General features: G+C 69.8%; 1 protein-coding gene. It reads right to left on the bottom strand.

Going from position 1 to position 5402, the window contains the following annotated elements; genetic code table 11:
• On the bottom strand, positions 1 to 5340 hold a 5340-nt coding region (locus J7E89_RS36785; protein WP_308315722.1), incomplete at its 3' end, for a non-ribosomal peptide synthetase.
• Positions 5341 to 5402 lie beyond the last annotated feature (62 nt).

Below are 5402 nucleotides of genomic sequence, written 5' to 3'. Positions count from 1 at the left end.
CCGCTCAACCTCATCAAAGAGATCCACTGTCCCAATGGCGGCCTGCGGATCCTCGGCCAGCGTCATCAGAACGTGTCGCAGTCGCTCCACGATCAGGTCGGCGGTCTCCGCGTCGAAGAGATCCGCCGCCGCACGCACCGAACCGCCCAGACCGGCCGGCGCACCTGTCGCGTCGAACAGCTCCACAACCGAGAAGTCCAGGTCGAAGTTGGCCACGGCAGACCCGCCGCCCAGCCCATCGACCCGCACGCCGGGCAGGTTGAGCTCTGCCTCGTCGTTGTTCTGCAGCGTCAGCATCACCTGGAACAGCGGGTGGCGGGCCATCGAGCGGGTCGGGGCAAGTTCCTCGACCAGCTTTTCGAACGGCACGTCCTGGTGCGCGAGCGCCGACAAGCTCGTCTCCCGTACGCGGCCAAGCACCTCACGGAACGTCGGGTCGCCCGACAGGTCCGTACGCAGCACCAGCGTGTTCACGAAGAAGCCGACCAGGTCGTTCAGCGCCTCGTCGGTACGGCCCGCGTTCGGCGATCCGATCGGGATGTCCGTGCCGGCGCCGAGCTTGGAAAGGATCACCGCCAGCGCGCCCTGCAACACCATGAACATGGTCACGCCTTCGGCCCGCGCCACCTCCACCAGCCGCGCGTGCACCTCGGCCGGAATGTTCAGCGCCACGCTGTGGCCACGATGCGAAGCCACCGCAGGCCGCATGCGGTCGAACGGCAGCTGCAACTCCTCCGGCGCGCCTGCCAACGCATCCCGCCAATACGCCACCTGTCGCGCCATCACACTGTCGGCATCGCCCCCGTCCCCCAGCAGATCCCGCTGCCAGAGCGCGTAGTCGGCGTACTGCACCGGCAGCGGGTCCCACTGCGGAGCCCGGCCCTCGCACCACGCCGCGTACGCCACCGAGATGTCCCGCGCCAACGGCCCCATCGACCAGCCGTCGCCCGCGATGTGGTGCATCACCAGAACCAGCACCTGCTCCGCGCCGGCCTCGAACAGCCACGCCCGGATCGGAATCTCGGCTGCGAGGTCGAACGCGTACCCCTCGGCCTCGGCGATGGCGTCCTTGAGCCCGTCAGGCGTCACCTGCGTTGTCCGAAGCTCCCAGGACAGGCCGTCCACGTCGAGGACCTGCTGGTAGGGCTCACCGTCCGCCGTCGGGAAGACCGTGCGCAGCACCTCGTGCCGCCCGATGACGTCCCGCAGCGCGGCGTTCAGTGCCTCCCTGTTCACCTCGCCCGACAAGCGCAGTACGGACCGCACGTTGTACGTCGCACTCGGGCCCTCCAGTTGACCGAGGAACCACAGCCGCTGCTGGGCGAAAGACAGGGGCATCCGGTCAGGACGGATGCCCGCCTTGAGCGCCAACCGGGCCGCGTCCGCCGAGCGGCTCAGGCGCGTCGCCAGTTTGGCGACCGTCGGCGCCTCGAACAGCATCCGCAGCGGCATCTCAACGCCCAGCACCGACCGGATCCGGCTCACCAGCCGGACCGCTTGGAGGGAGTGGCCGCCGACGACGAAGAAGTCGTCGTCGACGCCGACGTTCCCCAGCCCGAGGACGTCGGAGAACACACTGCACAGGATCTCCTCCTGCACATTCGCCGGCCCTCGACTTGCGCCCGCCGCCGTGTGTCCGGGTGCCGTCTCGGCCTTGAGATCCAGCTCCCCGTCCACCGACAACGTTCGGCCCAGGCGCTCGATCTGTCCGTCGGCGTTCCACCGCGCTACGTCCCCGGTGCGGTACAGCCGCTCCCCGAGCGCCGAGAACGGAGACGCCACGAACCGCTCCGCGGTCAGCCCCGCACGGCCCAGATAGCCGCGCGCCAGGCCCGCCCCCGCGATGTACAGCTCACCCGCGACCCCCACCGGCGCGGGACGCAGCCGCCTGTCCAGCACATACACCCCGGCGTTCGCGATCGGGCGGCCGATCGGCACCGGCCCGGCCACATCACCGTCGTCAGCCGCCGACCAGGCGGTGCTGTACACGGTCGCCTCGGTCGAGCCGTAGATGCTGGTCACCCGCGCCCCGGGCAGCGCCGCCCGGATGCCGCCCACCGCATCGGTCGTCAAGGCCTCACCGGCAAGAACGACCGTACCCGGGCGCACGGCCGGGGCGCCCTTGGCCAGCACCTGCGCGAATGCCGACGGCACTCCGGAAGCCAGACTCACTCCACCCGGCGCACGCTCCGGATCCGCCAGCGCCAGCAGATCCGGCACCACCTCAACGCTGCCGCCCGACACCAGCGGGCCGAACAACTCGAACACCGACACGTCGAGGGTGAACGACGACGACACCAGCACCCGAGCGAACTGCTCACCGCCGAACTCCGATGCCGCCCACGTCAGCAGGCTCACCACGGACCGGTGTTCCACCACCACGCCCTTCGGACGCCCCGTCGACCCCGACGTGAACATCACATACGCCGGATGCCGCGGCAGCAGCTCACTGCCGCGCTCTTCGGCCGTCACCGCGCCGTCGTCCAGCGCGGCCAGCCGAGCGACCACCGCCGGATCATCCAGCACAACCCGCGCCACACCCTCCGGCACCACCCCACCCAGCCCCGCAGCCGTCACCACCACACCAACACCCGCATCCGACACCACCGACGCCACCCGCTCCACCGGAAACTCCGGATCAACCGGCACATACGCCGCCCCAGCCTTCAACACACCCAACAACGCCACCACCAACTCCACACCCCGCTCCAAACACACACCCACAACCGACTCCCGGCCGACCCCCCGGGCAACCAGCAGCCGCGCAAGACGATTCGCCCGCGCATCCAACTCCGCATACGACACCTCAACACCCTCAGCAACAACCGCCACCGCATCCGGCGTACGCACCACCTGCGCCTCGAACAACTCCGGCACCGTCGCAGCCGCAACATCCACCGCCGTGTCATTCCACTCGGTCAGCAGCCGGTGGCACTCACCGTCGTCGAGCACCTCCACCGCGCTCAGCGGCAGCTCCGGGCCACCGTCCAGGGCGTCCTCCAGTCCGGACACCAGCCCCTCGACAGTGGTGGTGACCAGCGCACCGACCGCGTCCGCGTCCACGGACACCACGGCATCCACGAAGAGCACCAGCGCCCGACCGTCGTCGGCGATCGAGACGCCCACCGGGAAGTTGGTGCGTTCGTGTGAGAACACCAGACGGGTGCCCTCCATCGCCCCGTCCCAGCGCTCGTCCAGGTCCTGGCCCGCGTTGCGCCGGTAGTTGATGTAGGTGGTGAACAGCGGCGCGTCGCTGCCCACCGCGCTCGCCTGCTGCGCCACAACCAGCGGCGCGTGCTCGTGCTCCATCAGCGCGGCCAGCTGTGTCCGCATCCCCGATAAAGCGGCCAGCACACCCTGGTCGTCGATACGGACGCGGAGCGGGAGCGTGTTGATGAACGGGCCGGCGACTCGGTCCGCCCCCATTCCGGCGTTCATCCGCCCGAACAACACGGTTCCGAAGACCACGTCATCGCGTCCGCTGAGCGCCGCCACAACACGCGCCCAGGCCACGTGCATCACCGTCGCCGGGCTCACCCCCGCGCGACGCGCGGCCGCACGCAGCCGTTCGTCCAGTTCCGTGGCGAACGTGACCTGCGCCCGCACTATTTCCATGCCGTCACCGCGCACGTCGACCAGCCCGAACGGCGCCGTCGCCTCCGTGACGTCTCCCAGCAGTTCGGCGAAGTACCGCTCGTGCTCCGAGCGGTCCATCCCGCCGCGCGCCTGTGCCACGAAGTTCCGGTACGGCAGCGGATCCGGCAGCTCGGCCTCCCGTCCCTCCAGGAAGGCCTCCACCTCCCCCAGCAGCACTTCGAGCCCGGTGCCGTCCCGCACGACGTGGTGGACGCGCAGCAGTGCCAGCCACCGGTCGCTGCCGGGGTCGGCCGCGACGTGCACGTCGATGAGCGGAGCGCGGCCGAGGTCCATCGACATCCCGCCGATCGCTACCAGTTCGGCGATCGGGTCGGTGCCGTGTGGATCCAGTTCCGTCTCCCGGATGTGCAGCGGCGCCCTGCGCCACACCACCTGAACCGGTTCCCGCAGCCCTTCCCACACGAGCGACGTACGGTAGATGTCCTGCCGGTCCACCACACGCTGGAACGCTGCCACGAACTTGTCCAACCGGGCACGGGAGTCAAATTCCAGCACCGCCGGCATCACATAGGCGTCCTCGCCTCCCTCGGCGAGCATGTGGTGGAAAAGCAGGCCCTCCTGCAACGGAGCCAGCGGATACACGTCCGCCACGTTCGCCGCACCACCCTCGACCGTGGCGACGATCCGCTCGACCTCCTCGGCCGACAGGTCGACCAGCGGCAGCATCTCCGGCGTGATCTCCACCGCGTCCGCCGGAATCAGGTTCTCCGGCACCACCACCTGCTCAGTACCCGTCGAGGCCGCGAGGCTGGCCACCGTCGGGGTGTCGAACAGCGCACGCACCGACACCGACACGCCACGGGAACGCAGCAGTTCAACCAGCCGCACGGCGATCAGCGAGTGCCCGCCAAGCTCGAAGAAGTCGTCGTCGACCCCCACGCTCTCCAGACCGAGGACCTCCGCGAACGCGGCGCACAGGACTTCCTCCCGCACGTTGGCCGGGCCTCTGCCGACGCCCGCCGTGGCGGCGTAGTCCGGCGCGGGCAGGGCCCTGCGGTCCAGCTTTCCGTTGCCGGTCAGCGGCAGTACGTCGAGGACCACGACGGACGCGGGCACCATGTGCTCCGGCAGCCGCTGCGCGGCGAATGCCTTTACCTCAGCCGCGAGTTCACCGCTCTCCGGGTCGTCGGGGACCACATAAGCCACCAGCCGCGTGTCCCCCGGAGTGTCCTCACGGGCGATGACCGCCGCCCGGGCGACGCGCGGATGCGCGGTCAGCACGGCCTGCACCTCGCCCGGCTCAATCCGGAAACCACGGATCTTCACCTGTTCGTCCGCACGGCCGACGAACACCACCTGGCCGTCCGACGTCCACTTCGCCCGGTCACCCGTGCGATACATGCGCTCACCCGAGGACGAGAACGGGGCGGCAACGAATCGCTCCGCCGTCAGGGCCGCACGCCCCACATACCCGCGGGCCAGTCCCGCACCGGCGACATACAACTCGCCCACGACGCCCGTCGGAACGGGCCGCAGGTGCTCGTCCAGGACATAGAAGCGAGTGTTGGCGATGGGCGAGCCGACCGGGATCGCATCACCGGAGACGTGTTCCGCGGAGAGCCGGGCGGTCGCCACGCCGATGGTGGTCTCTGTCGGGCCGTAGTGGTTGAACACCCCCCGCTCACCCGCCGCGCCCACCAACTCCCGAACCCACATGGGAGATGCCGCCTCGCCACCCAACACCAACGACTTCGCCGGCAGAACACCCTCCACACCACCAGCAGCGCTCAACGCCGCCAGATGCG

Source organism: Streptomyces sp. ISL-100 (assembly GCF_018614615.1).
In the GTDB taxonomy this organism is placed as follows: domain Bacteria; phylum Actinomycetota; class Actinomycetes; order Streptomycetales; family Streptomycetaceae; genus Streptomyces.
Note: the sequence above shows the minus strand (reverse complement) of the source record. Positions and strands in the feature narration are given on the sequence as shown.